Consider the following 26,265-nt stretch of genomic DNA (forward strand, 5'->3'; position numbering starts at 1 on the left):
GTCAGCTCTCCTCGGTGGTGCCCGGGGCGCCGGTGGTGACCGTGGCCTGCGTGCGGGACGACGGGAACGTGAGCGGTGCGGCGGCGCCGCGGACGGGGCCCCCGCCGGGCATGGGCGGCACCGGGTAGGCGCCGGTCGGTGCGGTGTGGTCGGGCTGGTCGGCGACCTCGGGCTCGTCGGAGCCGAAGAACCCCCACAGGAGGATCAGGGCCAGCAGGACCCCACCGCCGATGAGGATCTCCTGGGTGCCGAAGTCGTAGGCCGTGGAGACGTAGCGCATCGTGGCGACCAGGACGACCCAGGCCAGCGCGAACGGGATCAGCACCTTCCAGCCCAGGTTCATGAACTGGTCGTAGCGCATCCGGGGCAGCGTGCCGCGCAGCCAGATGAAGAAGAAGATGAACCCGAGCATCTTGGCGAAGAACCAGATGACGGGCACGTAGCCCTCGTTGGCGCCGGCCCAGACCTCGTCGATCCAGAACGGTGCCCGCCACCCGCCGAGGAACAGCGTCGTGGCCAACGCCGAGACGGTCGCCATGTTGATGTACTCGCCGAGGAAGAAGAGCGCGAACTTGAGCGAGGAGTACTCGGTGTGGAACCCGCCGACCAGCTCGCCCTCGGCCTCGGGGAGGTCGAAGGGCGCGCGGTTGGTCTCCCCGACCATCGAGATCACGTAGATCACGAAGGAGGGGAACAGGATCGCCCCGAACCACCAGTCCTCCTGGGCGGCGACGATCTCGGAGGTCGACAGCGAGCCCGCGTACAGGAAGACCGCGATGAGCGCGAGGCCCATCGAGACCTCGTAGGAGATCATCTGGGCGCTGGAGCGCAGGCCGCCGAGCAGCGAGTACGTCGAGCCGCTGGACCAGCCGCCGAGCACGATGCCGTAGATGCCGATGGAGGCGATCGCCATCACGAAGAGCACCGCCACGGGCATGTCGGTCAGCTGCAGCGGGGTGCGCTGCCCGAACATCGTGACCTCGGGGCCGAACGGGATCACCGCGAAGGTGACGAAGGCCGGGACCACCACGAGCACCGGGGCGAGGACGAAGACGACCTTGTCGGCCGCCTTGGGGATGATGTCCTCCTTCAGCGCGAGCTTCACCCCGTCCGCCAGGGACTGGAGCAGGCCGAAGGGGCCGTTGACGTTGGGGCCGATGCGGTGCTGCATGCGGGCCACGACCCGCCGCTCCCACCAGATGTTGAACAGCGTCAGCAGCACCAGCACGACGAAGATGAGCACGGCCTTGACCAGCACCAGCCACCAGACGTCCTGGCCGAAGAGCGGCAGTTCGGCGTTCACAGCGAGGCTCCCTTCACACGCACGCGGCTGCCCGGCGAGGCCAGGCGCTCGAGCACCGACGTGCCGAACGAGGCGGTCGGCACCCAGACGACGTCGTCGACCATGCCGTCGACCTGCTCCACCGGCAGCGTCAGCTCGCCGCGGTCACCCACGACGGTGACGGCGTCGCCGGCCAGGGCCTGGGCGGCGTACGTCGCCGGGCTGAGGCGGGCCACGGCGGGCCGCCCGGTGGCGGCGAGGTGCTTGTCGCCGGCCTGGAGCGACCCGTCGTCGATGAGCTGCTTCCAGGTCGACAGCGCCAGGCCGGGGCCGTCGCCCGACGCGGGCTCGACCATCGCCATGCCGGGTCGGGCACCGTCCCAGGGACCGAGCTCCGACATCTCGGCCCGGACCTCGTCGACGCTGCGGAAGCCCAGCGCGCGACCGTGGCCGAGCGCGGCGAGCTCCTCGGAGATGCCGGCCAGCACCCGCAGGTCGGGCAGCGCGGAGGGGCTGGGCAGGACGGCCTCGAAGGGGCGCACCCGGCCCTCCCAGTTGACGAACGTGCCGGACTTCTCGACCGCGGCGGCGACCGGGAAGACCACGTCGGCGACCCGGGTCACCTCGGTCTCGCGCAGGTCGAGGGCGACCACGAACGACGCGGCCGCCACCGCGGCGCGGGTGGCGGCGGGGTCGGAGGTGTCCGCGGGGTCGACGCCCCCGATGACCAGTCCCCCGATATCGCCCGAGGAGAGGGCGGCGACGATCGCGTCGGCGTCCCGTCCGGGCGTCTCGGGCAGCGAGTCGACGCCCCAGGAGGTGGCGGCGTCGACGCGTGCCGCGGCCTCGGCGACCGGTCGGCCCCCGGGCAGCAGGTTCGGCAGGCAGCCTGCCTCGACCGCGCCGCGGTCGCCGGCGCGCCGCGGCACCCAGGCCAGGCGGGCGCCGGTGCGGGCGGCGAGGTCGGCGGCAGCACCCAGGGCACCGGGCACCAGGGCCAGGCGCTCGCCGACCAGCACCACCGTGGTGGCGTCGACGGCGTGCTCGGTGTGCTCGACCAGGGACGCGATCGCCGCGGCCTCGGCGCCGGGCGCGGTGGGCACCAGGTGCGCGTCGACCTTGCTCAGGCCGCGGGTGAGGTACGGCGCCACGGCCAGGACGCGGGTGCCGTGGCGTGCGGCGCGGCGCAGGCGCAGGAACACCGTGCCGGCCTCGTCCTCGGGCTCGAGCCCCGCCAGCACGACGGTGCTCGCGGACTCGAGGTCGGCGAACGTGACCGCGCCGGCCAGCGGGTCACCGAGCGCGACGTGGGCGGCCAGGAACTGGGCCTCCTCGTCGGAGTGCGGCCGGGCGCGGAAGTCGATGTCGTTGGTGCCGAGCGAGACCCGCGCCAGCTTGGCGTAGGCGTAGGCGTCCTCGGCGGTGAGACGCCCTCCGGTGAGCACGGCGCTGCTGCCCGCGGCAGCCAGTCCGCGCGCGGCCACGGCGAACGCCTCGGGCCACGAGGCGGGGCGCAGCGAGCCGTCCCCGTCGCGGACCTGGGGGTAGCCCAGCCGGTCCTCGAGGGCGGCGTAGGTGAAGGCGAAGCGGTCCTTGTCGGTGATCCACTCCTCGTTGACCTCGGGGTCGTTGCCGGCGAGGCGGCGCATCACCTTGCCGCGGCGGTGGTCGACGCGGATCGCGGCGCCGCAGGCGTCGTGCTCGGCGACGCTGGGGGTGGAGACGAGGTCGAAGGGGCGCGAGCGGAACCGGTAGGACTCCGAGGTCAGCGCGCCGACGGGGCAGATCTGGATCGTGTTGCCGGAGAAGTAGGACAGGAACGGCGCCGACTCGGCGATGCCGATCTGCTGCTGGGCACCCCGCTCGATCAGCGCGATGAAGGGGTCGCCGGCGATCTCGTCGGCGAAGCGGGTGCAGCGCTGGCACACGATGCAGCGCTCGCGGTCCAGCAGCACCTGGGGCGAGAGGTTGATCGGCTTGGGGAAGGTGCGCTTGACGCCACCCGAGGCGGCGAAGCGCGACTCGCCACGGCCGTTGGACATGGCCTGGTTCTGCAGCGGGCACTCACCGCCCTTGTCGCACACCGGGCAGTCCAGCGGGTGGTTGACCAGCAGGAACTCCATGATCCCCTGCTGGGCCTTGTCGGCGACCGCGCTGGTGGCCTGGGTCTTGACGACCATGCCGGGCGCGACCGGCAGCGTGCAGGAGGCCTGCGGCTTGGGGAACCCGCGGCCGTTGCCGGCGTCGGGGACCTCCACCAGGCACTGGCGGCAGGCGCCGGCCGGCTCCAGCAGCGGGTGGTCGCAGAAGCGGGGGATGTGCACCCCGACCTGCTCGGCGGCCCGGATGACCAGGGTGTCCCGGGGGACGCTGACCTCGATGCCGTCGATGGTCACCTGGACCAGCTCGACGTCCGGGGCCGGCGTGCCGGCCGACGTCTTCTCGGGAACGCTCATGCCTGGGCTCCAGCGGTGGCGAAGACGGTGGACGCCGCGGGGTCGAACGGGCAACCGCCGTGGGTGAGGTGGGCGAGGTACTCCTCGCGGAAGAACTTGATCGAGCTCGAGATCGGGCTGGTGGCACCGTCGGCGAGCGCGCAGAAGGACCGGCCCAGGATGTTGTCGCACTGGTCCAGGAGCAGGTCGAGGTCCTCCTCGGAGCCGACCCCCTTCTCCAGCCGCGCCAGCACCTGCACCAGCCACCAGGTGCCCTCGCGGCACGGGGTGCACTTGCCGCAGGACTCGTGCTTGTAGAACTCGGTCCACCGCAGCACGGCGCGCACCACGCAGGTGGTCTCGTCGAAGAGCTGCAGGGCGCGGGTGCCGAGCATGGTGCCGGCCTCGGCCATGCCCTCGAAGTCGAGCGGCAGGTCGAGGTGCTCCGCCGTCAGCAGCGGCGTCGAGGAGCCGCCGGGGGTCCAGAACTTCAGCTCGTGGCGCTGTCCGTCCGGACCCTGGCGCATGCCGCCGGCGAGGTCGATGAGCTCGCGCAGCGTGATGCCCAGGGGTGCTTCGTACTGACCGGGACGCGTCACGTGGCCCGAGAGCGAGAAGATGCCGAAGCCCTTGGACTTCTCGGTGCCCATCGAGGCGAACCAGTCGGCGCCGTTGGCGATGATGCTGGGCACCGAGGCGATGGACTCGACGTTGTTGATGACCGTGGGGCTGGCGTAGAGGCCGGCGACCGCGGGGAACGGCGGGCGCAGGCGCGGCTGGCCGCGGCGGCCCTCGAGGCCCTCGAGCAGCGCGGTCTCCTCGCCACAGATGTAGGCGCCGGCGCCGGCGTGCACCACGATGTCGAGGTCGTAGCCGGTGCCGTGGATGTTCTTGCCGAGGTGCCCCGCGGCGTACGCCTCGTCGACGGCCGCCTGCACCCGGCGGATCACGTGCAGCACCTCGCCGCGGATGTAGATGAAGGCCTGGTGGGCGCGGATCGCGTAGGAGCTGATGATGACGCCCTCGACCAGCGTGTGCGGGCTGGCCATCATGAGCGGGATGTCCTTGCAGGTGCCCGGCTCGGACTCGTCGGCGTTGACCACGAGGTACTTGGGCTTGGGGTTGTCCTGGGGGATGAAGCCCCACTTCATGCCCGTGGGGAAGCCCGCGCCACCGCGCCCGCGCAGACCGGAGTCCTTGACGGCCGTGATGACGTCGTCGGGAGCCATGGCCAGCGCGGTGCGCAGGCCGGCGTAGCCGCCGTGCTCCTCGTAGGACGCCAGGGTCCAGGAGCGCTCGGCGCCCCAGTTGGCGGTGAGGACCGGGGTCAGGGTGTCGATGCTCACTGCGCCTCCTTCTTCTCCGCGGCGGACTCGCCGCTGCCGCTGCTCTCCTCGACGGCGGCCGACTCGGCCTGCAACGAGGCGTCGGAGTCGGCGGCGGCCTCGACGTGGTGCGCGGGGTCCCCGTGGACCTGCGCGGCGCTGCCGGACCGGGTGCTGCTGGGGGCGGCCCAGCCCCGCTCCTGGGCGATCTCGAGCCCGACCAGCGAGGCCGGACCGGCGCCCGGGCCCTCGTCGACGCGGCCGTCGGGGAACCCGGCGAGCACCCGCTCGGCCTCGCGCCAGGTGCACACGCGCGGGCCTCGGGTGGAGGTGACCTCCTTGCCGGCACGCAGGTCGTCGACCAGCGCCACCGCGGAGTCGGGGGTCATGTTGTCCATGAACTCCCAGTTGACCATCATGACCGGCGCGTAGTCGCAGGCCGCGTTGCACTCGACGTGCTCGAGGGTGATCGAGCCGTCGGTCGTGGTCTCGTCGTTGCCGACCTCGAGGTGGTCCTTGAGACGCTCGAAGATCTGGTCCCCGCCCATCACGGCGCAGAGCGTGTTGGTGCAGACCCCGACGTGGTAGTCGCCGACGGGGCGGCGCTTGTACATCGTGTAGAAGGTCGCCACGCCGCTCACCTCGGCCGCGGAGATCCCGAGGACGTCGGCGCAGGCCTCGATGCCCTCGGGGGTCACCCGACCCTCGCTGGACTGCACCAGGTGCAGCATCGGCAGCAGGCCCGAGCGGGCCTCGGGGTAGCGGGCGGCGATCTCGCGCAGCTCGCCGAGGGTGGTCTCGCTGAGACTCATCTGTCGACGCCTCCCATGACGGGGTCGATCGAGGCGATCGCCACGATGATGTCGGCGACCATGCCGCCCTCGCTCATCACGGACGTCGCCTGCAGGTTGGTGAAGGACGGGTCGCGGAAGTGCGCCCGGAACGGTCGGGTGCCGCCGTCGGAGACGACGTGCGCGCCGAGCTCGCCGCGGGGGGACTCCACCGGCACGTAGGCCTGTCCCGCGGGGACCCGGAAGCCCTCGGTGACGAGCTTGAAGTGGTGGATCAGCCCCTCCATCGACTCGCCCATGATGTGGCGGATGTGGTCGAGGCTGTTGCCCATGCCGTCGGAGCCGATCGAGAGCTGGCTGGGCCAGGCGATCTTCTTGTCGCTCACCATCACCGGTGCGCCTTCGAGACCGGCGAGCCGCTCGGCGGCCTGCTCGACGATCTTCAGCGACTCCCACATCTCCGCGAGGCGGATCCGGAAGCGGCCGTAGGCGTCGGCGGTGTCCCAGGTCTGGACGTCGAAGTCGTAGGTCTCGTAGCCGCAGTACGGCTCGCTCTTGCGCAGGTCCCACGGGTAGCCGGTGGCGCGCAGCGGCGGGCCGGTCAGGCCCAGCGCCAGGCAGCCCTCGAGGTCGAGGTGGCCCACGCCCTCGAGGCGCGCCTTGAAGATCGGGTTGGCGTTGCACAGCGCGGCGTACTCGGGCAGGCGCTTGCGCATCAGGTCGAGGAAGCCGCGGATCTCGTCGAGAGCACCCGGGGGCAGGTCCTGGGCGACCCCACCGGGTCGGATGAACGCGTGGTTCATCCGCAGGCCGGTGATCAGCTCGAACAGGTCGAGGACCAGCTCGCGCTCGCGGAAGCCGATGGTCATCACGGTCAGCGCGCCGAGCTCCATGCCACCGGTCGCGATCGCCACCAGGTGGGAGGAGAGACGGTTGAGCTCCATCAGGAGCACCCGCATGACCTGGGCCTTCTCGGGGATGTCGTCCTCGATGTCGAGGAGCCGCTCGACGCCCAGCACGTAGGTCATCTCGTTGTAGAACGGCGAGAGGTAGTCCATCCGGGTGCAGAACGTCACGCCCTGGACCCAGGTGCGGTACTCCATGTTCTTCTCGATGCCCGTGTGCAGGTAGCCGATGCCGCAACGGGCCTCGGTGACCGTCTCGCCCTCGAGCTCGAGGATGAGGCGCAGCACGCCGTGGGTCGAGGGGTGCTGGGGGCCCATGTTGACGATGACGCGCTCGTCGACGCCGTCCTCGAGACCCTCCGTGATGGAGTCCCAGTCCTGGCCGGAGACGGTGAAGACGCGGCCCTCGGAGGTCTCCTGGGTGCCGGCGTAGAGGTCCTGCTCGCCCGCGGTGGAGCCGGTGCCGGGATCGGTGGTTGCCATCAGTTGTACGACCTCCGCTGGTCGGGAGGCGGCACGGTGCCGCCCTTGTACTCCACGGGGATGCCGCCCAGCGGGTAGTCCTTGCGCTGGGGGTGGCCCGGCCAGTCGTCGGGCATCAGGATGCGGGCCAGGCCCGGGTGGCCGTCGAAGACGATCCCGAACATGTCGTAGGTCTCGCGCTCGTGCCAGTCGGCGGTCGGGTAGACCGCGACGACCGAGGGCACGTGCGGGTCGGCGTCGGGTGCGGCGACCTCGAGCCGGATCCGGCGGTTGTGGGTCATCGAGAGCAGGTGGTGCACCACGTGCATCTCGCGACCGGTGTCCTCGGGGTAGTGCACGCCGCTGACGCTGGAGCACAGCTCGAAGCGCAGCGCCGGGTCGTCGCGCAGCACGCGGGCCACCGCCAGGAGGTCCTCGCGGCGCACGTGGAAGGTGATCTCGCCGCGGTGCACGACCACGCTGCCGATCGCCGACTCCACACCGGCCGCGCGGGTCGCCTGCTCGAGCGCGTCGGCGACCTCGTCGAACCAGCCGCCGTAGGGGCGCTGGGCGGGTGCGGGGTAGGCGATGGCCGAGACCAGCCCGCCGTACCCGCTGGTGTCGCCGGTGCCGCGCACGCCGAACATGCCGTGCCGGGTGCCGACCTGGTGCACCTGGCCCGGGGGCGAGGGCAGGTTCTCGGGCGACTTCTCGACCGCGGGACGACCGGGGGTCTGCTCCGGGGCGTCGGGGGTCGCCTTGGTGACGTCCTTGTCCTCGCTCACCGCAGCAGGCCCTTCATGTCGGAGGTCGGCAGCGCCCGCAGCGCCTCGTTCTCGAGGTCCTCGATCTGGGCGAGGCGGTTGGCGCCGAGCTTGGTGGCCTGGACCTGGTCGTGCAGCTTGAGGATCGCGTCGATCAGCATCTCCGGGCGCGGCGGGCAGCCGGGGAGGTACATGTCGACGGGCACGACGTGGTCGACGCCCTGGACGATCGCGTAGTTGTTGAACATGCCGCCGCTGCTGGCGCACACGCCCATGGCGAGCACCCACTTGGGCTCAGCCATCTGGTCGTAGATCTGGCGCAGGACCGGGGCCATCTTCTGGCTGACCCGGCCGGCCACGATCATCAGGTCCGCCTGGCGCGGGCTGGCCCGGAAGACCTCCATGCCGAAGCGGGCGAGGTCGTACTTGGGACCGCCGCTGGTCATCATCTCGATGGCGCAGCAGGCCAGCCCGAAGGTCGCCGGCCAGAACGACGCCTTGCGCATGTACCCGGCGACGCCCTCGACCGTGGTCAGCAGGACGCCGCTGGGGAGCTTCTCCTCGATACCCATGTGAGTGGGTCCTTTCGACAGATGTGGTCGGTCAGTCCCAGTCGAGTCCGCCGCGGCGCCACTCGTAGGCGTAGGCGACGGTGATGTTGACCAGGAACAGCACGACGGCGAGCAGACCGAAACCCCCCATGGCGTCGAAGTGGACCGCCCAGGGCACCAGGAACATGATCTCGACGTCGAAGATGATGAACGTCATCGCGACCGTGTAGAACTTCACCGGCACGCGGCCCCCGCCGACAGGCTGCGGGGTGGGGTCGATGCCGCACTCGTAGGAGTCGAGCTTGGCCCGGTTGTAGCGCGCGGGACCGGTCAGCGTGCTGACGGCCACGGAGAAGACGGCGAAGCCGGCGGCCAGTGCAGCCAGCACCAGCACCGGGGTGTAGAGCTCCATCGCGATCCCTTTCCTCCTGTGCCAGCCACTGCGGCCCGGGTTGTGACCTTGTGAAGCGAATCACTAGTGGCGCGGCGCACAGTCTGCCACTCCGTCCCGCGGGTGGCGAGCCGGGGGTGGGACCCGGTGCGACCGGCGGCCGCACCTCCCTGACCTGGGCATTTAGGCAAGATCGGTGTGGCGTAATTCGCGTGGCGGGTCCCGTCAGGCGGTGGCGCGGTGCAGGGCCACGATGCCGCCCGAGAGGTTCTTCCACTCCACGTCGGCCCAGCCGGCGGCGGCGACCATGGCGGCCAGCCCGGCCTGGTCGGGCCAGGCGCGGATCGACTCGGCGAGGTAGACGTAGGCGTCCGGGGACGAGGAGACCGCGCGGGCCACCGGCGGCAGCGCCTTCATCAGGTACTCGACGTACGCCGTGCGGAAGGGCGCCCAGGTCGGGTGGCTGAACTCGCAGACGACCAGGCGGCCGCCGGGGCGGGTCACGCGACGCATCTCGGCCAGCCCGGCGGCGGGGTCCACGATGTTGCGCAGCCCGAAGGAGATCGTGACCGCGTCGAAGGTGTCGTCGGCGAACGGCAGCCGGGTGCCGTCACCGGCGGTGAAGGGCAGGTGCGGACGGGCCTTCTTGCCCACCCGCAGCATCCCCAGGGAGAAGTCGCACGGCACCACGGTCGCGCCGCGGTCGTGGAAGGGCACGCTCGAGGTCCCGGTGCCGGCCGCCAGGTCGAGCACCCGCTCACCCGGGACGGGTGCGACGGCGTCGAGCACCTCGGTGCGCCAGCGGCGGTCCTGGCCCAGGGAGAGCACGTCGTTGGTCACGTCATAGCGCTTCGCGACCGCGTCGAACATGCGTCGTACGTCGATCGGCTGCTTGTCCAGGTCTGCACGGGCCACAGCCGCAGCGTAGAGGCCCCTTCCAGGACCGGTGGACGCCGGGACGCAACCTTCCAGCCCGCTCGTGCGTCTCCCAGGTGACAACGCTGCACACCGCAGCACCCCAGCCCCACTCGGGAGATCCACCATGACCACCCTGCGCCGCCTCCTGATCGTCGTCCTGTCCGCCCTGCTCCTGACCGCCTCCGCGTACGGCGCCGGGCTGGCCCAGGAGCACTGGTTCGGCTCCGACGGCTCCCGCGACGCGAGCGCGGGCCCCGTGGCCGCGGCCGACCCCGGCCCGCAGGCGACCCGCCCGGTCCGGACGGCGCAGGAGCCCCGCCGGAAGCCGGGGCGGCAGCCGGTGGTCGCGGCGCCGGCACCGCTCGAGCCCGCCCTGGTGCCCGGCCCCGCCCTGATGCGCACCGGTCGCGACGGCGAGGACGTGCGCGACCTGCAGGCACGGCTCGCCCAGATCGGCTGGTTCGACGCCGGCGTGACCGGCTTCTACGGCGACGTGACCGCCGCCTCGGTGCGCGGGTTCCAGGCCAAGCGCGAGATCCCCGAGACCGGGGAGGTCGACCGCCGCACGATGGACCGGCTGCTCGCGATGACGACCGAGCCGACCACCGACGAGCTGCACCCCGAGCGGGTGGTCGCCGCCGCGGCTCCCTCGGCCGCGATCGACCCGCGCTGCACCACGGGGCGGGTGCTGTGCATCGACAAGACCACCTCCACGCTGAGCCTGGTCGTGGACGGCCAGGTCCGCAGCACGCTCGCCGCCCGCTTCGGGGCCGCGGCCACCCCGACCCGGGAGGGCGTCTTCTCGGTGCTGCGCAAGAACCGCGACCACGTCTCGAGCCTGTACGACTCCTCGATGCCCTTCGCGATGTTCTTCTCCGGGGGGCAGGCGGTGCACTACTCCTCCGACTTCGCGGCCGTCGGGTACGCCGGGGCCTCGCACGGCTGCGTGAACATCCGCGACTACGACGCGTTGGCCGCGATCTACGACCAGGTCGCCGTCGGTGACCGGGTCGTGGTGCACCGCAGCTGAGGCGGTGGCCACGGAGTGACCAGCACGTGCACGGGGCAGGCGGCCAGTGACCTCGCCCACGCTCGGTTCGGGCCACGGGCGGCGCTGCGTATCCTTCGACCGTGACATCGAGCGCGAGCCCCGGGGAGCAGTCCCTCGTCGACGCACCCCTGGTGGCGCGCACGGTGGCCGTCGACGTCGCCCGGTTGGACGCGCTCGGCTCGCTGCTCGACCTGCTGCCGGCCGAGCACCCGGTGAGCTGGCTGCGCCGCGGCGAGGGGCTCGTCGGCTGGGGCCGGGCCGCGTGGGTGCGCACCACGGGCACCACCCGCTTCAGCGACGCCACCAAGTGGTGGGACGAGACCACCGCCCGCGCCGTGGTGCGCGACGAGATCGAGGAGCCCGGCACCGGGCTCGTCTGCTTCGGCACCTTCGCCTTCGCCGACGAGCCCGGGGACTCGGTGCTGCAGGTGCCGTCGGTGGTCGTCGGGCGCCGCGGCGACCGTGCCTGGCTGACCGTCGTGGGCCGGGGCACCCTCGAGCCCCTCGGTGACCACCTCTCCCCCGCCGAGCCCCCCGCGGCGCCGGTCGACGTGACCTTCGCCGACGGCTCGCTGAACTCCGAGCAGTGGATGTCGGCCGTGGCCGACGCCGTGCGCCGCATCGGTGGCGGTGACCTGGAGAAGGTCGTGCTGGCCCGCGACCTGATCGCCAGCACCGTCGAGGACGTCGACGTCCGCTGGCCCCTGCAGCGTCTCGCGGCGGCGTACCCGATGTGCTGGACGTTCCACGTCGACGGCATGTTCGGCGCCACCCCCGAGATGCTGGTGCGGCGCGAGCGCGGCCTGGTCACCTCGCGGGTGCTGGCCGGCACCATCCGCCGCACCGGCGACGACGAGCGCGACCTGGCGCTGGCCGCCACCCTGGCCCGCTCCTCGAAGGACCTCGAGGAGCACGAGTACGCCGTGCGCTCGGTGGCCGACGCGCTGGAGCCGCACTGCTCGTCGATGAACGTGCCCGAGACGCCCTTCGTGCTGCACCTGCCCAACGTGATGCACCTGGCCAGCGACGTCGCCGGGGTCGTCCACGACGCGCAGACCGTCTCCTCCCTCGACCTCGCCGAGTCGCTGCACCCCTCCGCCGCCGTCGGCGGCACCCCCGCCCACGAGGCCACCGCGCTGATCACCGAGATCGAGCGGATGGACCGCGGTCGCTACGCCGGCCCCGTGGGCTGGATGGACGCCAGCGGCGACGGCGAGTGGGGCATCGCCCTGCGCTCCGGGGCCGTCGAGGGCCGCACCGTGCGGCTCTTCGCCGGCTGCGGCATCGTCGCCGACTCCGACCCCGAGGCCGAGCTCGCCGAGGCGCAGGCCAAGTTCGTGCCGGTCCGCGACTCGCTGTCGGACTGAGGTCGGCGGCCTACAGGTCGGCGCCGTCGGCGCGGCGTACGAACTCGAGGCCGTCCTGACCCAGGAACCGGCCGAAGTGCTGGTCGACGATCCCCAGGGCCAGGTCGGAGTAGACCTTGTCGTGGATCGCCAGCACCCGGGGGGCGCGGACCGAGCGGGCGAACTCGATGCCCTCCGCGATCGCCATCCACGGCGCGCAGACCGGGGCCAGGAGCACGTCGACGTCGACGCCGGGGCCGGTGAGCGCGTCGCCGGGGTGGTAGACGCGCTCGTCGCCGCAGGTCAGCACGTAGCCGGAGTTGTCGAAGTGCGGCAGCTCGGGGTGGATGACGGCGTGCTTCTCCCCCACCACCTGCACGGGGAGACCGGCCACCGCCAGCTGCTGGCCGGGCGTGACGACGGTGACCCGCTCGGCGAGGTCCGGCGCCTGCTCGCGGATGCGCTCGGCGACCGCGGCGATGGTCCAGATCGGGGCGTCGGCGGCGCGCAGCGCGTCGGGGGTCCAGTGGTCGGCGTGCTCGTGGGTGACCAGCACCCCGGCCACCCCGTCGACGGCCGCTGCCGCATCGGGGGTGAACGCGCCGGGGTCCAGCACCAGCGCCGTGCCGTCGTGCTCCACCCGGACGCAGGCGTGGCCGAACTTGGTGATCCGCATGAGGCCACCGTAGTCGGACCGCGCCTGGCTACCCTGCCTGGCGTGAGCACTCGTCCCGACGCCGGCCCGCCGCCCCGTCCACGGCCCGGTCCGCGCCTGCGCCCGGCCGTCCCCGGCGACGCCGAGGCGCTCGCGCACCTGCACCTCGACGTCTGGGAGGACGCCTACACGGGGCTGATGCCCACCCACGTGCTGACGGAGCGGCGCCGCGCCGCCGACGCCCGGGTCGAGCAGTGGCGCCACATCCTGACCCAGCGCGCTGCGGCAGGGGTGGACCCCGACCCGGTCCTGCTCGCCGAGGACGCCAGCGGGCTGCTCGGCTTCGGCTCGGCCCTGCCTCGCCGCGACGCCGACGAGGACCTGCCACCGGTCGAGCTGACTGCGCTCTACGTCCGGGCCCGCTGCTGGGGCACCGGGCTCGGCCACCGGCTGCTGGTCGCCGCCCTGGGTGACCGTGCGGCGTACCTGTGGGTGCTCGCCGGCAACGGGCGCGCGATCGGCTTCTACGGGCGACAGGGATTCGCCCTCGACGGTGCCGTGGACGACAGCGATCCGCACGGGCGGCACCTGCGTATGGTGCGCCGATGAGCTACGACGTGCCCCGGCTCGACCTGGCCGACCCCGCGTTCGACACCACCGGCCCCGACGTCCACTCCGCCCGCGAGCAGACGTGGTGGGCGCGCACGCCGTACGGGTTCGCGGTGCTGCGGCACGCCGAGTCCGCGGCGCTGCTGCGGGACCGGCGCTTCATCCAGGGCAACGCGCGCTGGCCCGAGCAGAACGGCATCCACTCGGGGCTCTTCCACGACTGGTGGGCCGAGACCCTGCTCAGCCTCGAGGGCGGCGACCACGACCGGGTGCGCCGGCTGCTGCTGCCGGCCTTCCGCAAGCGTTCCATCGAGGCGATGCGGCCCTCGTTCACCGCGCTGGCCGAGGAGCTCATCGACGGCTTCGCCGCCCGGGGACAGGTCGAGCTGGTCGCGGAGTTCGCCGAGCCCTACGCCGCCCGCATCATCTGCCGTCTCCTCGGGCTCGACGAGGAGCACTGGCCGCAGGTGGCGCACTGGGCCGACGACCTCGGTGCCTCCTTCTCCATCGACGTCGGCGCCCAGGTGCCCCGGATCGAGGCGGCGCTCGACGGGCTGAGCGGCTACCTCGCCGACGTCGTCGCCGAGCGCCGGGCCCACCCGCGCGAGGACTTCGTGACCACGCTCGTCCAGGCCGCGGACGACCCGCCCGCGGGCACGGCCGGGCTCACCGACCACGAGCTGTCGGTCGCCCTGGTCTTCCTCGTCTTCGCCGGCATGGAGACCACCCGCAACCAGATCGGCCTGGCCGTGCAGACGCTGCTGGGCCACCCCGACCAGTGGCGCCTGCTCGCCTCCCGGCCGGACCTGGGTCCGGCGTGCGTGGAGGAGGTGATGCGGGTCAACCCGACCGTCACCTGGGTGACCCGCGAGGCGGTCGAGGACGTCGACCTCGGCGACGGGCTGGTGGTGCCCGCGGGCGGGGTCGTGCAGGTCCTCTCCCACGCCGCCGGCACCGACCCGACCGCGATGGCCGACCCGGGCTTCGACCTCGAGGCGGCCGAGCGCGGCGAGCACCCGCCGCACACCGGGTTCGGCGCCGGCATCCACCACTGCTTGGGGCACATGGTCGCCCGGGTGGACATGGCGGCGGCGCTCCCGCTGCTGGCGCGCCGGATGCCCGACGCCCGCGCCGACGGGCCCGGTGAGTGGATGCCCGTCTCCGGCAACACCGGCGCCCTGCGGTTCCCGCTGCGCTTCACCCCCTCCTGACACCCGACCCCGAGGAGCCCGCATGACCACGATCGGCATCACCGGCGCCACCGGCACCCTGGGCGGGCGCGTCACCTCGCTGCTCGCCGGCGCCGACATGCGCCTCGACCTGCGGCTGCTGGTGCGCGACGCCGCGCGCGCCCCCGACGTCGACACCGACGTGCGCGAGTGCACCTACGCCGACCGCGACGCCGTGCTGGCGGCGCTGCGCGGTGTGGAGACCCTGTTCATGGTCTCCACCCACGAGGGCCCGCAGCGCCGCGACGAGCACCGCACGTTCGTCGCGGCCGCCGCCGAGGCCGGGGTGCGCCACGTCGTCTACACCTCGTTCGTCGGGGCCGCCCCCGACACCACGTTCACCCTGGGCCACGACCACCACTTCACCGAGCAGGCCATCCGCGACAGCGGCATGTCGTACACGTTCCTGCGCGACAACTTCTACCTCGACGTGCTGCCGCTCTTCGCCGACGACCACGGCGTGCTCCGCGGCCCGGGCGGCCGGGGCCGGCTGGCCGCCGTGGCCCGCGCCGACGTCGCCGACGCGGCCGCGGTGGTGCTGCGCGACCCGGCCGACCACGCGGGGGCGGCGTACGACATGACGGGGCCGGAGGCGCTGCGCCTCGACGAGGTGGCCGCGCGGGCCGGGGCGGTGCTGGGGCGCGAGATGAGCTACGTCGAGGAGGGCGTCGACGAGGCCTACGCCTCGCGGCGCGCCGGGTGGCCGGACGCCCGGCAGTGGCAGCTCGACGCCTGGGTCAGCACCTACACCGCGATCGCCGACGGCTCGCTGGCCCGGGTCAGCCCCGACGTCGAGCGGCTGCTCGGGCGTCCGGCACGCACGCTCGAGCAGGCCCTCGAGCAGCGGCCTCGCGGCACCGGCGCCTGAGGATCAGCTGGTCAGGTGGTGCACGAAGCACCACCGCCAGTGCTCGCCCGGCTCGGCGGACTGCATGACCGGGTGGGCGGTGTCGTGGAAGTGCGCCGTGGCGTGCTGGGCCGGTGAGGAGTCGCAGCAGGCCAGGTGGCCGCACGCGAGGCACTCACGCAGCGCCACCCACGTCGTGCCGACCTCGAGGCAGTCGACGCACACGCCGGCGTCGCTGGTGCGCACCGCCGTGGTCGCGGCCAGGTGGGCGCACTCCTCCCGGGTCGCGGGGCGCAGCCCGACCGGCTCGTCCTGCTCGTGCTGGGGCATCGCCCGGTCGATGAGCGACTCCTCCACGTCGAGCATCGCCAGGACCTCGGCGACCACCACGGAGTCGACCCGGCCCGAGCTGCGGATCTCCAGGACCCGCTCCCGCTCGGCGCCGATCATCGCCAGGCGCACCCGTGCGTAGAGCTCGCTGGGCGTCTCCTGGCCCGGCGTGGTGCCGAGGCGCTCCCAGGCGGCGAAGTTGCGCTGGTCGATGCGCTGGCGGATGCGGTCGATGACGCCGTGCGCGTCGTCGTAGTCCATCTCCTCCAGCGCCGCGTAGCCGGCCTTGGACGCCTGCTGCAGCAGGGTCGCGCGGGCCAGGGCGTCGTCCATCGGGTCGGGCGAGGCCACCCGCAGCCGACGCGCCAACCACGGCAGGGTGAGCCCCTGCAGCAGCAGGGTGCCGGCCACGACGGTGAACGCCACCATCAGCAGCACCTCGCGGTGCTCGAAGTCGGCGGGGATCACGAACGCCGCGGCCAGGGTGACCACGCCGCGCATCCCGGCCCACCCGACGAGCAGGGTGTTCTGCCACGACGGCTTGACCCGGACCCCGTCGGGGCCCGGCTGCACCAGCACGTAGCGGGCCCCGAAGACCCACACCACCCGCAGCAGCACCACCGCGACCAGCGTCGTGCCGCAGACCAGCACCACCCGGCCCAGGCCGACCTCGCTGCCCCCGACGTCGGCGACCAGGCGGGCGGCCTGCAGCCCGATCAGCAGGAACACCACGTTCTCGAGGACGAACGCGATGGTGCGCCAGTTCATCCGCTCCGCGATCCGCGACGACGCGGTCTGCAGCACCGGCGAGCGGTGGCCCAGCAGCAGCCCCGCGACGACCACGGCGAGGACGCCGGAGGCGTGGATCTCCTCGGCGAGCACGTAGGCCGCGAACGGGGTGACCAACGAGATCGCGGTGTCGGTGAGCGGGTCCTCCACCCGTCGGCGCACCCAGCCGATGACGAGGTAGAGCACCACCCCGACCGCCACCCCGCCGCCGGCGGCCAGCGCGAAGTCGAGACCGACACCGACGGCGGTGATCCCGGCCCCGCCGGCGGCGACGGCGGTGCGCAGCGACACCAGGGCGGTCGCGTCGTTGAGCAGCGACTCGCCCTCGAGGATCGTCACGATGCGCCGCGGCAGCCCGATGCGCCGACCGATGGCGGTGGCCGCGACCGCGTCGGGCGGCGCGACGACCGCACCGATCGCCAGCGCGCCCGGCCAGCCCACGCCCGGCAGCAGGGAGTGCACCAGGACCCCCACACCGACGGTCGTGAAGACGATCAGGCCCACCGACAGCAGCAGGATGGAGCGGCGGTTCGCGTTGAAGTCGACCAGCGAGGTCTGGATCGCCGCCGCGTAGAGCAGCGGCGGCAGCAGCCCGAGCAGCACCACCTCGGGCGACAGCGTGATCTCGGGGACGCCGGGCACGTAGGAGCCGCCGACTCCCACGACGATGAGCACCAGCGGGGCCGGCACGTCGATCCGGTCGGCCAGCGCGGTGACCACCAGGACGGTGAGCGCCAGGGCGATGAGCAGCAGGGCGATCTCCACCCGGTGATCCTCCCAGGTCCGGGCGCCGGGATCGACGGGTCAGGGGCGCAGGGCGCGGATCCGCTCGTCGAGCTCGCGGCGGTTGTCGCGACGGACCCGCACCTCGACGACCTCGATGCCACCGTTGGGCGAGGCCAGCGCCTGCTCGAGCTCGGGCAGGCTCTCGACGCGCCAGTGCGGGGTGCGGGTGGCGGCGCAGAGGGCGGCGAGGTCGACGCGGTGCGGGGTGCCGAAGAACCGCTCGAACCGGTCGACGTGCTCGGGGGCGCCCTGCTCGAGCATCGAGAAGATCGAGCCGCCGTCGTCGTTGACGACCACGATCGTCAGGTCGGGCTCCGGCTCGTCGGGGCCGAGGACCAGGCCGTTGGCGTCGTGCAGGAAGGTGACGTCGCCCATCAGCGCGACCACCCGACTGCTCGAGGGCCGCCCCAGCGCGGCCCCGACCGCGGTGGAGACCACGCCGTCGATGCCGGACAGCCCCCGGTTGGCGATCACCTTGCGCCGCGCCCCGACCTCCCAGCCGTGCAGCATCAGGTCGAGGTCGCGGATCGGGCTCGAGGCGCCGACGTGCAGCAGCCCCTCCGGGGGCAGCGCACGCGCCACCGCACCCGCCACCTCGTACGGCGTCAGGTCGGGCTCGGCGGCCAGCAGCCGGTCGAGCTGCCGGGAGACCGAGCGGTCGGCCGCGAGCCAGGCGTCGAGCCAGGCGGGGTCGGCGGCCTGCTGGTCGGGGTGCGGCTCGCCGGCGACGATCTCGCCGTCGACCGCGAACGGCCGGGCCGCCCACACGCCGCGCGCCGGTGCCGCGAGCACCTCGACGTCGTCGCGCGCCAGCAGCCGGGAGACCGGTCGGCTCAGGGTCGGGTGGCCCAGCACCACGACCCGCTCGATGCTGCGACCGAGCTCGGTGTCGAGCAGCAGCCGGTAGGTGCGCAGGGCGTGGGTGCCCGTGCGCGAGCCGCTCGACGGCTCCGCCAGCAGCGGCCACCCCGCCACCTGCGCCAGCACCCGTGCCGGCGGGCCCGCGTCGTCGCCGGCCACCACGACCGTCCGTGGTCCCGGCGCGATGGGGCTGTCGTTGGTGACCAAACGGCGCTCGAGGGTGGTCTTTCTCTGCCGTTTGGTCACCAACGGCAGACCCTCGCCCCAGGGGGCCGCGGGCAGCAGGGGCTCGTCGAGTCGCACGTTGAGGTGCACCGGGCCGTCCTCGGGCCACAGCATCAGCCAGTCCGGCGGCTCGTCGGCGCCGATGTCCTGGGTCGCCACCAGGGACCCGAAGACGCCGACCTGGTCGGTGGTCTGGTTGGCCCCGGTGCCGGCGAGCCGGGTCGGGCGGTCGGCGGTGACGACCAGCAGCGGCACCCCGGCGTGCGCGGCCTCGAGGACCGCGGGGTGCAGGTTGGCCACGGCTGTCCCGGAGGTGCACATCACGGCCGCCGGCGCACCGGTCCGCGACAGCCCGAGGGCCAGGAAGCCCGCGGAGCGTTCGTCGATGCGGGTGTGCAGGCGCAGCGCGCCGCCCTGGGCGGCGTCCCAGACGGCGAAGGACAGGGGTGCGTTGCGCGATCCGGGCGCCACCACGACGTCCCGCACGCCCGCCTCGACCAGGGCCGTCACCACGGCGCGTGCGGTCCGCGTCGCGTCGTTCTCCTCACCCACGCTGCTGATCCTCGCGTACGCCGCGCACCCGGGCCAGCCGCGCCTGCCAGTGCGCGACCCGGTCCGGGGCCGCGTCGAGCCGGGCCAGCGCCGCGGGCGAGACGGCGGGGCGGCCGACCTGCAGCTGCCCGTCCACGGGCAGCAGCGGCTGCTCGGCCACGTCGTCGGTGAGCAGCTGCACCGTCGCCAGCCCGCACGCGTAGGGGAGCTCGGGCAGGGCGGCGGCCAGCGCGACCCCGGCGGCGATCCCGACCGAGCTCTCCAGCGCCGACGAGACCACCACCGGCAGCCCGATGTCCTCCGCGATCCGCAGGCAGGCGCGCACGCCGCCCAGGGGCTGGACCTTCAGCACCGCGATGTCGGCGGCCTCCAGGTCGCGCACCCGGTAGGGGTCCGCGGCGCGGCGGATGGACTCGTCGGCCGCGATCGGCACGCCGACCCGTCGGCGCACGAGCGCGAGGTCCTCGACCGAGGCGACCGGCTGCTCGACGTACTCCAGTCCCCCGGCCGCCCGGTCGAGCACCGGGATCGAGGCGACGGCGGTGTCGACGTCCCACAACCCGTTGACGTCGATGCGCACCTGGCCGCCCGGCCCGTCCGCGTCGAGGGCGGCGCGGACGGCCTCGAGCCGGGCGATGTCGTCGGCCAGCGTCTGCCCGGGTTCGGCGACCTTGACCTTGGCGGTGCGGCAACCACCGCGGCGCACGATCGCGTAGGCGTCCTCGGCACCGAGCGCCGGCACGGTGACGTTGACCGGGACGGTCGAGCGCAGCGGCGCCGGCCAGTCCCCGGCTGCGGCTTCCTCCGCGCAGCGCAGCCAGGGCTCGGCCACGCGCTCGTCGTACTCCAGGAACGGCGACCACTCGCCCCACCCGCCCGGGCCGCGCAGCAGCAGACCCTCGCGCACGGTGATGCCGCGGAACCGGGTGCGCATCGGGATCGCGAAGACGTGGCTCTCGACGATGCCGGACGCCTCATCCGTCACATCTCGTTGCCGTTTGGTCACCAACGGCATCGAAACCGCCCCGGAAGGTGCCGAATGGTCACCAACGGCAGCCCCCTGACCCGGAACCACGAGCGCCCGCAGCGCCACGCGGTCGGGCTTGCCGTTGGCCAGCAACGGCACGGAGGGCAGCAGCACGAGCTGGCGCGGGGCCCAGGAGCGCGGGTGCGCCAGGCCCACCCAGGAGCGCAGGTCGTCGAGGTCCACAGGAGCGAGGTCGTCCGGAGCCGGGTCGGAGGCCACGACGAAGGCCACCAGCCGGTGCCCCCACTCGTCGTCGGGCACCCCCAGCACCTCGGCGGCCTCGACGCCGGGGTGCGCGCGCAGGCGCGCGGCCACGGCCGGGGCGGGCACGTTGACGCCGCCGGTCACGACGACGTCGTCGAGGCGTCCGAGCACCTGGAGGCGGCCGTCCTCGTCGAGCCGCCCCGCGTCGGAGGTCAGGAACCACCCGTCGACGAGCGTCTCGGCGGTGAGCCCGGGCTCGCCCTCGTAGCCCGCGAACAGCGTCGGCCCGCTGAGTCGGATCCGACCGTCCGCCCCGAGCGCCAGGCCCACCCCGTCGAGCGGCACCCCGTCGTAGACGCAGCCGCCCGCGGTCTCCGCCGAGCCGTAGGTCGCGACCACGCGCACCCCGGCCGCCTCGGCCCGGGCCCGCAGCGCGGGGTCGATGGGGCCGCCGCCGAGCAGCACCGTGTGGAAGCTGCGCAGCGCATCCAGGTCGTCGCCCGAGCCCAGCATCCGGTGCAGCTGGGTCGGGACCAGCGAGACGAACCCGTCCACGCCGGCGGGCAGCGCGGCGACCGCCGCGGCCAGCGAGCCGTGCTCCTCGAGCAGCACCGGCTCGTGGCCCGCGACCAGCGAGCGGCACACCACCTGCACCCCGGCGACGTACGCCGCCGGCACCGCCAGCACCCACGCCCCCGATGCACCCAAGCGCCGCGCGGACGCCTCGACCGAGGCCAGCACCGCGGCGCGCGGCAACCGCACCCGCTTGGGTCGGCCGGTCGAGCCGGACGTCTCCACGACCCACGGCTCGGGCTCCTCGTGTGAGCCCAGCCACGCCCGCAGCGCAGAAACCGCCTGCCGGGACCCGGTGGGCTCGATAACCATGCGGCGAACGCTAGCCCGGCGTGATCTCATCTCCCGGTGCCGACCCGTGCCAGCCGTCTCCAGCAGTTCAAGCCACCGACCCCGCTGGCCGGCCAGCTGTCGGTGCAGTCGGTCCTGTTCGCGGTCGGCGACGGCGCCTTCCTCACCGCCAGCGCGGTGTTCTTCACCATCGTGGTCGGCCTCTCGCCGGCCCAGGTCGGGGTCGGGATCACCGTCGCCGGGATCGCCTCGTTCCTGGTCGCGGTGCCGGCCGGCAAGCTGGCGGACCGGGTCGGCCCGCAGCGGCTGTGGGCCATCGGCGCGGTCGGCACGTCGGCGGCGTACGCCGCGTGGCCCTGGATCGACGGCTTCGTCGCCTTCCTGGTGGTCAGCGTGGTCCTCGAGGTCGTCAACTCCACCGGTGGAGCGGCGCGCGGCGCCTACGTCCTCGACGTGCTGCCCCGCTCGGAGCGGATCGGCTCGCAGGCCTACATGTACGCCGCCACCAACCTCGGCTTCACCCTCGGCGCCGGGCTGGGCGGCCTGGCGCTCGCCTTCGACAGCGACGCCGTCCTCACGGCGCTGCCCCTGCTCACCGCCGCGCTCGGCCTGGGCAACGCCTACTGGATCACCCGGCTGCCGAAGGCCCCGCACAAGGAGCGCCCCTCTCCTCTGGAGACCGCCATCACCGCCGCGGTCGACGAGACCGACGCCCCGCGCACCGTCCCGGGCGCGCTGCGCAACCCCGGCTACCTGCTCACCTCGTTCTTCAGCGGCGTGCTGATGACCAACCAGGTGCTGCTGCACACGGTGATCCCGCTGTGGCTGGTGGTCGAGACCGACGCGCCCCGGGTGCTGCTGGCGGCGCTCTTCGGCACCAACACGGTGATGTGCATCTTCCTGCCGATGGCCGCGGCCCGCACGGTGCGCGACGTGCCGACCGCGCTGCGGGCGGCCCGGGTGAGCAGCGGCTTCTTCGTGGTGGCCTGCGCGATCACGATGGTCACCCACGACACCCTGGGGTGGCGCACGATCGCGCTGGTGTGGGCCGGCCACATCGCCGTCACCGGAGCCGAGCTGTTCCTCTCGGCCGCGAGCTGGGCCTTCGAGTCCGAGCTCTCCGACCCCGACCGCCGTGGCGAGTACCAGGGCGCGGGCAACCTCGGCGGCACCCTGGGCTACGTCTGGGCCCCGGCCGCCTACACCTACCTCGCGCTGGGCTGGGGCACCGAGGGCTGGCTGGTGATCGCCGCGATCATCGTGGTCGCGGCGGTGCTCATCCACCCCTCGGCCCGGATGGCGCAGCGCTTCCTCGAGCGCCACGAGCTCGACCCGGCCCGCTGACCCGGGCCGCACTTGGGGTTGAATCACCCACCGTGGCAACTCCCGCTCAGTGGCTCGCCGGCGCGCGACCCCGCACCCTGCCCGCGGCGCTCGCGCCGGTCCTCGCCGGCACCGGGGTGGCGGCGTACGTCGACTCCGCGGTGTGGTGGAAGGCGCTCCTGGCGCTCGTGGTGAGCCTGGCGCTTCAGGTCGGCGTCAACTACGCCAACGACTACTCCGACGGCGTGCGCGGCACCGACGACGACCGGGTCGGTCCGATGCGCCTGGTCGGGTCCGGCGCCGCCCCCGCCGCCGCGGTGAAGCGTGCGGCGTTCCTGTCCTTCGGTGTCGCCGCAGCGGCCGGCCTGGTGCTGGCGGCCACCACTGCCTGGTGGCTGGTGGCCGTGGGCGTGGTCAGCGTCCTCGCGGCCTGGTTCTACACCGGCGGCGACAAGCCCTACGGCTACCTCGGCCTCGGCGAGGTGATGGTCTTCGTCTTCTTCGGCCTCGTCGCCGTCGTCGGCACCACCTACGTGCAGACCCAGACCTGGGAGCCCGGCGCGTTCGCCGCCGCGGTCGGCATCGGCGCGCTGGCCTGCGCGATCCTCGTCGTCAACAACCTGCGCGACATCCCCACCGACACCGTCGCCGGCAAGCGCACCCTCGCGGTGCTCCTCGGCGACCACCGCACCCGCGCGCTGTACGTCGCCCTGGTCGCGGCCGCCGCGCTGGCCGTGGTCGCCCTGGCCCCGCTGACCACGTGGTGGGCCCTGCTCGGTCTGGGTTTCCTCGTCGCGGCCGCACCCGGCGTCCGGGTGGTCCGGGGCGGCGCGAGCGGCCCGGGGCTGGTCCCGGTGCTGCAGTCGACCGGCCTGGCCGAGCTGGTCTGGGCAGCCCTTGTCGCCGCTCCCCTGCTGCTGCTGTGAGCGCGGGCTAGGCTCGCAGCATGAAGTTCCTGCTGCTCATCCTCGTGATCGTCGCCGTCGTCGCCGCCTGGCGGATGCGCAGCGTCCTGCTGGGCAGGGTCCTGGGCCAGTCCTCGAGCCGGGTCGACCGGCACCTGGGCCGTCGGCGCAAGTAGCGCGAGCCGGGTCCCAGCGCTCAGTCCGCGTCCTCGCGGGCCTTCATCTCGTCGAAGCGGACCGACGCGCGGCGCGCACGGGCGTCGACGCGCTGCGCCAGCGCCTCCCGGGGGCCGTTGAGCAGGTAGTAGGACCCGATGCCGCTGAGCACGAAGGCGATCACGAACGTGGCCAGCAGGTTGGCCTGGTCGGCCACCAGCAGCCAGATGCCCGTCACCACGCCGAGCGAGGCGAGGAACAGCAGGATGCGCAGGGCGGTGTAGACGACGAACTCCTTCACCCCTCCAGGGTAGGTCGTCACCGGGCAGCGCCTACATTGGAGGGGTGCTGAAGCTTCTGCTGGTGGTGGCGATCGTCGCTGTGGTCACCTACCTCGCCATCCGGTTGCTGCAGCGTCGACTGCCCGGCGCTGCTCCCGGGCCCGCCCGCCGCCCGCTGCCACGCCCGCGGCCCAAGCCGCGGATGGTCGCGCCCGACGACGACGAGGACTTCCTGCGCGACCTCGAGCGCAAGCGCAAGCACCCCGACGAGCCGGACGAGCCGGCTCCGTAGGGCTCTTCCCGGGCCGTCTGCCCGGCTACGGGAGGGCAGGCTGGAGCGGGCTCCGCTCCGCCGCGGACGGCAGGTCGAAGCGCACGCAGGCGCCCCGGCCGTGGGGACCGTCGCCGATCTCGATCGCGCCGTCGTGGCGCTCCACGATCGTGCGGCACAGCCACAGGCCGAGGCCGGTGCCCGGGAACTCCTCACCGACCCCGCGCTCGAAGCGGTCGAAGACCCGACCCCGCAGCTCGGGGGCGACCCCGATCCCGTTGTCGACGACGTGGATCTCGACCCGGTCCCCGTGCGGGACCGCGGAGACCCGCACCCGGGGCCGCACCCCCGGCGCCACGAACTTGACCGCGTTGCCGACCAGGTTGTCGACCAGCTGGCGCAGCAGCACCACGTCACCCGCCACCGGCGGCAGCCGGTCGCACACGACGCTGTCCTCGAGGCCACGGGCCACCACGACGTCGAGCACCAGGGCCGTCAGGTCCACGGTCTCGGGATGGGCCTCCCGCTCCTTGGTCAGGGCGTGGTGCAGCATCGTGTCGATCATCTCGTCGAGCTGGCGGACCCCGGCCCCGAGCCGGTCCAGGGCGCGCTCCAGCATCGCCTCGTCACCCATGTCCCCCCGGGCCATCCGCTGCGCGAGCTCCGACCAGTTGCCGACCGCCGCCAGGGGTCCGCGCAGGTCGTGGGCGAGGGTGCCGGCGAACGACTCCAGCTCCTCGAACCGCTCCCGCTCGCCGGTCACGTCGCGCAGCACCACCACCACCTGGGAGTCCTGCTGCCCCACGGGCCCGCTGAGCGGCTCCACGTCGATCGAGAGCCAGCGCCGCCGCCCGTCGGCGCCGACGGTGATCAGCTGCTCGCCGCGCACGCTCTCGCCCCGCAGGCCGCGGGCCACGGGGGTCTCGCCCCACGGGAGCAGGCTGCCGTCCGCCCCCAGGGCCGGGAAGTCCTCGACCAGGGGTGGCGCTGCCCCGTCCGGCCAGGCGAGCATCCGCGCGGCCGCAGTGTTCGCGGTGACCACCTCGCCGCGCGCGGAGACCACCACCAGCCCCTCGTTGACCGACCCGATCGCTGCCTGCAGCAACCCGGCCTGCCGAGCGGCGTGCTCCTGTTCCTGCTCCAGCTGCTGGGTGGCGGCCTCCCGCTCGCTGCGCAGCGCCACCAGCAGCAGCACCTTCACCACCAGGGCTGCCACGTACAGCTGGACCACGACCGCCGACTCCTGGGGCGTGCCCACCCCGGCGAACGGTCCGCGTCCCAGGAGGGTCAGCCCGACCACGAACGTGCCGGCCGCGATCGAGTGCAGCGCCGCCACCCCCGGGGTGCACCGCAGGCCGGCCCACAGGGTCAGCATCATCGGCAGGAAGGTCAGCGGCAGCGACATGACCGCGAAGACCGTCGCGTAGACCGCCAGGCTGGTCACGAAGAGCAGGAGGTGCTCGCGCCGCGACGCGGACTCGACCAGGTGCTCGACGCCCGCTCGGCGGCGCAGGAACAGGAAGGCCAACGCGACCAGGGCGACGACCGCGGAGAAGTTGCGGCCCCACCACGCCAGGGTCGCCGCCGCACCAAGGTCGACGCCGGCCAGCCGCAGACCCAGGTGGCCCACGGCCACCCCCACGGCGGTGGCCAGCAGGCCGGCACCGATCAGGCCCAGCCCCGTGGTCACCGGGGTCGGCGAGCGGACGTCGAGGAAGCTGGGCGGCAGGCGCCGGGCGGCCAGCACGACGGTCAGGCCCAGCGCCCCGTTGGAGGCGGCGAACGCCACCGCGACCGCTATCTCGCCACCGGCGGCGAGGTTGACCAGCCCCGTGACCACCGGCAGCAGCACGACCCCGCCCCGGACTCGTCGGGCCTCGGCCAGCAGCAGCCACAGGACCACGACACCGGCGGCCGGCCAGGTGAGCGCCAGGGTCGTGCCTTCCAGGGTCGTCAGCCGGCCCAGCAGGAACGCCACGACGTAGGCGGCGGCTCCGCCCAGGTGGATGAGCCCGGCCGTGCGCCACCGCCCCGGCGCGCGCGCCGGCACGGGTTCGTCGACGCCGACCGCCACCCCGCTCATCAGGGTCGAGAGCCTGCCTCGACGGGGCAGGCAGGCGCAAGCGATCC

The 26,265-nt window shown here is 73.5% G+C and carries 24 protein-coding genes and 1 pseudogene; 9 read left to right on the forward strand and 16 right to left on the reverse strand.

The genetic code is table 11. The features are described 5' to 3' along the window. Window position 1: 1 nt before the first annotated feature. The 9 genes from nuoH to I601_RS03900 form a co-directional block, all read right to left on the reverse strand. Entirely contained in the window at window positions 2-1,303 is a 1,302-nt protein-coding gene (gene nuoH, locus I601_RS03860) for an NADH-quinone oxidoreductase subunit NuoH (RefSeq protein ID WP_068106672.1), read from the reverse strand. Next, window positions 1,300-3,738, reverse strand: coding sequence for an NADH-quinone oxidoreductase subunit G (locus I601_RS03865; protein ID WP_068106674.1), 2,439 nt, complete (start codon window positions 3,736-3,738; stop codon window positions 1,300-1,302). Before I601_RS03865 ends, nuoH begins: the two co-directional genes overlap by 4 nt. Beyond that, entirely contained in the window at window positions 3,735-5,057 is a 1,323-nt protein-coding gene (gene nuoF / locus I601_RS03870; protein WP_068114299.1) for an NADH-quinone oxidoreductase subunit NuoF, read from the reverse strand. Before nuoF ends, I601_RS03865 begins: the two co-directional genes overlap by 4 nt. A gap of 2 nt (window positions 5,058-5,059) precedes the next feature. Beyond that, window positions 5,060-5,854: an NADH-quinone oxidoreductase subunit NuoE gene (gene nuoE, locus I601_RS03875; RefSeq protein WP_068106677.1), complete on the reverse strand. Its 795-nt coding sequence runs from the start codon at window positions 5,852-5,854 to the stop codon at window positions 5,060-5,062. Continuing rightward, entirely contained in the window at window positions 5,851-7,221 is a 1,371-nt protein-coding gene (locus I601_RS03880; protein ID WP_068106679.1) for an NADH-quinone oxidoreductase subunit D, read from the reverse strand. Before I601_RS03880 ends, nuoE begins: the two co-directional genes overlap by 4 nt. Then, window positions 7,221-7,895, reverse strand: a complete 675-nt coding sequence (locus I601_RS03885) for an NADH-quinone oxidoreductase subunit C (protein WP_068114302.1) — start codon at window positions 7,893-7,895, stop codon at window positions 7,221-7,223. Before I601_RS03885 ends, I601_RS03880 begins: the two co-directional genes overlap by 1 nt. A gap of 86 nt (window positions 7,896-7,981) precedes the next feature. Then, window positions 7,982-8,536, reverse strand: a complete 555-nt coding sequence (locus I601_RS03890; protein ID WP_068106682.1) for a NuoB/complex I 20 kDa subunit family protein — start codon at window positions 8,534-8,536, stop codon at window positions 7,982-7,984. 31 nt (window positions 8,537-8,567) lie between these two features. Next, complete coding sequence (locus I601_RS03895) at window positions 8,568-8,927, reverse strand: NADH-quinone oxidoreductase subunit A (protein WP_068106685.1); 360 nt, start codon at window positions 8,925-8,927, stop codon at window positions 8,568-8,570. Window positions 8,928-9,131: 204 nt separating this feature from the next. Further along, entirely contained in the window at window positions 9,132-9,821 is a 690-nt protein-coding gene (locus I601_RS03900; RefSeq protein WP_068106688.1) for a demethylmenaquinone methyltransferase, read from the reverse strand. Between the two features lie 127 nt (window positions 9,822-9,948). Here I601_RS03900 and I601_RS03905 point away from each other — a divergent pair, with 127 nt between their 5' ends. Continuing rightward, window positions 9,949-10,854 (forward strand): L,D-transpeptidase family protein, encoded by a 906-nt coding sequence (locus I601_RS03905; RefSeq protein WP_068106690.1) that lies wholly within the window; start codon window positions 9,949-9,951, stop codon window positions 10,852-10,854. A gap of 101 nt (window positions 10,855-10,955) precedes the next feature. Further along, on the forward strand, window positions 10,956-12,242 hold the full coding sequence (locus tag I601_RS03910) for an isochorismate synthase (protein WP_068106693.1): 1,287 nt from the start codon (window positions 10,956-10,958) through the stop codon (window positions 12,240-12,242). Window positions 12,243-12,252: 10 nt separating this feature from the next. Here the strand turns inward: I601_RS03910 and I601_RS03915 are convergent, their stop codons facing one another. Further along, window positions 12,253-12,897 (reverse strand): MBL fold metallo-hydrolase, encoded by a 645-nt coding sequence (locus I601_RS03915; RefSeq protein ID WP_068106697.1) that lies wholly within the window; start codon window positions 12,895-12,897, stop codon window positions 12,253-12,255. A 42-nt stretch (window positions 12,898-12,939) separates the two neighbouring features. On the opposite strand from I601_RS03915, the gene I601_RS03920 reads away from it, so the two are divergent. Genes I601_RS03920 through I601_RS03930 form a run of 3 tightly spaced genes read left to right on the forward strand, consistent with a single transcriptional unit; the run spans window position 12,940 to window position 15,582 of the window. After that, window positions 12,940-13,485: a GNAT family N-acetyltransferase gene (locus I601_RS03920; protein WP_335582182.1), complete on the forward strand. Its 546-nt coding sequence runs from the start codon at window positions 12,940-12,942 to the stop codon at window positions 13,483-13,485. Then, window positions 13,482-14,696 carry a cytochrome P450 gene (locus I601_RS03925; RefSeq protein ID WP_068106700.1) on the forward strand — a complete coding sequence of 405 codons (1,215 nt, stop codon included), beginning with the start codon at window positions 13,482-13,484 and terminating at the stop codon, window positions 14,694-14,696. The genes I601_RS03920 and I601_RS03925 overlap by 4 nt, the downstream gene beginning before the upstream one ends. Window positions 14,697-14,718: 22 nt before the next feature. Then, window positions 14,719-15,582, forward strand: a complete 864-nt coding sequence (locus I601_RS03930; protein ID WP_068106702.1) for an NAD(P)H-binding protein — start codon at window positions 14,719-14,721, stop codon at window positions 15,580-15,582. A gap of 3 nt (window positions 15,583-15,585) precedes the next feature. On the opposite strand, the gene I601_RS03935 is transcribed toward I601_RS03930, so the two are convergent. The 4 genes and pseudogenes from I601_RS03935 to I601_RS03950 form a co-directional block, all read right to left on the reverse strand. Further along, the gene (locus I601_RS03935; protein WP_068106705.1) at window positions 15,586-17,445 is read right to left on the reverse strand and encodes a Na+/H+ antiporter; all 1,860 of its coding nucleotides are present in this window, start codon (window positions 17,443-17,445) and stop codon (window positions 15,586-15,588) included. Between the two features lie 39 nt (window positions 17,446-17,484). Beyond that, complete coding sequence (gene menD / locus I601_RS03940) at window positions 17,485-19,104, reverse strand: 2-succinyl-5-enolpyruvyl-6-hydroxy-3-cyclohexene-1-carboxylic-acid synthase (protein WP_068106707.1); 1,620 nt, start codon at window positions 19,102-19,104, stop codon at window positions 17,485-17,487. Further along, window positions 19,097-20,119 (reverse strand): o-succinylbenzoate synthase, encoded by a 1,023-nt coding sequence (locus tag I601_RS03945; RefSeq protein ID WP_084527998.1) that lies wholly within the window; start codon window positions 20,117-20,119, stop codon window positions 19,097-19,099. Before I601_RS03945 ends, menD begins: the two co-directional genes overlap by 8 nt. Before the next feature lie 99 nt (window positions 20,120-20,218). After that, window positions 20,219-21,250 (reverse strand): annotated as a pseudogene (locus tag I601_RS03950) (AMP-binding protein); the annotation flags it as partial. 6 nt (window positions 21,251-21,256) lie between these two features. Between I601_RS03950 and I601_RS03955 the strand changes: the two are divergent. Genes I601_RS03955 through I601_RS21835 form a run of 3 tightly spaced genes read left to right on the forward strand, consistent with a single transcriptional unit; the run spans window position 21,257 to window position 23,603 of the window. Further along, a complete protein-coding gene (locus tag I601_RS03955) occupies window positions 21,257-22,543 on the forward strand; it encodes an MFS transporter (protein ID WP_068106710.1) in 1,287 nt (428 codons plus the stop codon). 32 nt (window positions 22,544-22,575) lie between these two features. Next, complete coding sequence (locus tag I601_RS03960) at window positions 22,576-23,448, forward strand: 1,4-dihydroxy-2-naphthoate polyprenyltransferase (RefSeq protein WP_068106714.1); 873 nt, start codon at window positions 22,576-22,578, stop codon at window positions 23,446-23,448. A 20-nt stretch (window positions 23,449-23,468) separates the two neighbouring features. Beyond that, the gene (locus I601_RS21835; protein ID WP_257734628.1) at window positions 23,469-23,603 is read left to right on the forward strand and encodes a hypothetical protein; all 135 of its coding nucleotides are present in this window, start codon (window positions 23,469-23,471) and stop codon (window positions 23,601-23,603) included. A 20-nt stretch (window positions 23,604-23,623) separates the two neighbouring features. Here I601_RS21835 and I601_RS03965 read toward each other — a convergent pair whose 3' ends face one another. Then, window positions 23,624-23,884: a DUF4229 domain-containing protein gene (locus I601_RS03965; RefSeq protein WP_068106718.1), complete on the reverse strand. Its 261-nt coding sequence runs from the start codon at window positions 23,882-23,884 to the stop codon at window positions 23,624-23,626. 44 nt (window positions 23,885-23,928) lie between these two features. Between I601_RS03965 and I601_RS03970 the strand changes: the two genes are divergently transcribed. Continuing rightward, window positions 23,929-24,156: a hypothetical protein gene (locus tag I601_RS03970; protein WP_068106720.1), complete on the forward strand. Its 228-nt coding sequence runs from the start codon at window positions 23,929-23,931 to the stop codon at window positions 24,154-24,156. Window positions 24,157-24,181: 25 nt separating this feature from the next. On the opposite strand, the gene I601_RS03975 is transcribed toward I601_RS03970, so the two are convergent. Then, entirely contained in the window at window positions 24,182-26,218 is a 2,037-nt protein-coding gene (locus I601_RS03975) for an ATP-binding protein (protein ID WP_068106722.1), read from the reverse strand. Window positions 26,219-26,265: the final 47 nt, after the last annotated feature.

The sequence above is a fragment of the Nocardioides dokdonensis FR1436 genome, assembly GCF_001653335.1.
Lineage (GTDB): Bacteria > Actinomycetota > Actinomycetes > Propionibacteriales > Nocardioidaceae > Nocardioides > Nocardioides dokdonensis.

Excerpts from the sequence above, each read along its gene's own strand:
- I601_RS03865 (WP_068106674.1), bottom strand. The coding sequence starts at position 3,738 with ATGAGCGTTCCCGAGAAGACGTCGGCCGGCACGCCGGCCCCGGACGTC.
- nuoE (WP_068106677.1), bottom strand. The coding sequence starts at position 5,854 with ATGAGTCTCAGCGAGACCACCCTCGGCGAGCTGCGCGAGATCGCCGCC.
- I601_RS03880 (WP_068106679.1), bottom strand. The coding sequence starts at position 7,221 with ATGGCAACCACCGATCCCGGCACCGGCTCCACCGCGGGCGAGCAGGAC.
- I601_RS03890 (WP_068106682.1), bottom strand. The coding sequence starts at position 8,536 with ATGGGTATCGAGGAGAAGCTCCCCAGCGGCGTCCTGCTGACCACGGTC.
- I601_RS03895 (WP_068106685.1), bottom strand. The coding sequence starts at position 8,927 with ATGGAGCTCTACACCCCGGTGCTGGTGCTGGCTGCACTGGCCGCCGGC.
- I601_RS03905 (WP_068106690.1), top strand. The coding sequence starts at position 9,949 with ATGACCACCCTGCGCCGCCTCCTGATCGTCGTCCTGTCCGCCCTGCTC.
- I601_RS03915 (WP_068106697.1), bottom strand. The coding sequence starts at position 12,897 with ATGCGGATCACCAAGTTCGGCCACGCCTGCGTCCGGGTGGAGCACGAC.
- I601_RS03925 (WP_068106700.1), top strand. The coding sequence starts at position 13,482 with ATGAGCTACGACGTGCCCCGGCTCGACCTGGCCGACCCCGCGTTCGAC.
- I601_RS03930 (WP_068106702.1), top strand. The coding sequence starts at position 14,719 with ATGACCACGATCGGCATCACCGGCGCCACCGGCACCCTGGGCGGGCGC.
- I601_RS03945 (WP_084527998.1), bottom strand. The coding sequence starts at position 20,119 with ATGCCGTTGGTGACCAAACGGCAACGAGATGTGACGGATGAGGCGTCC.
- I601_RS21835 (WP_257734628.1), top strand. The coding sequence starts at position 23,469 with ATGAAGTTCCTGCTGCTCATCCTCGTGATCGTCGCCGTCGTCGCCGCC.
- I601_RS03975 (WP_068106722.1), bottom strand. The coding sequence starts at position 26,218 with ATGAGCGGGGTGGCGGTCGGCGTCGACGAACCCGTGCCGGCGCGCGCG.